The 233-nt window shown below is 67.4% G+C and carries 1 protein-coding gene; it reads right to left on the reverse strand.

Annotated elements, in window-relative coordinates; translation table 11 throughout:
• Positions 1–213, reverse strand: a 213-nt coding sequence (locus tag ACR9ZK_RS22560) for a hypothetical protein (RefSeq protein ID WP_481344160.1), incomplete at its 3' end; no start/stop codon positions are given.
• Positions 214–233 lie beyond the last annotated feature (20 nt).

Raw genomic sequence — 233 nt, forward strand, 5'->3', positions numbered from 1 at the left:
CCCCCCCCCCCCCCCCCCCCCCCCCCCCCCCCCCTTCTCCAAACCAAAAAACGGCACCCCAGATGTAGCTCCGTCTCGTGGGCTCGGAGATGTGTATAAGAGACAGTCCTCGGCGACGTCCTGGTCGATGCCCTGCTTGCGCAGCTCGTGGGCGAGCGCCTCGTCGACGGACCGGCCGCCGAGCGAGCCGATGACGCTGTCTCTTATACACATCTGACGCTGCCGACGACGGA

It is taken from the genome of Monashia sp. HAY1-5C, from assembly GCF_056755255.1.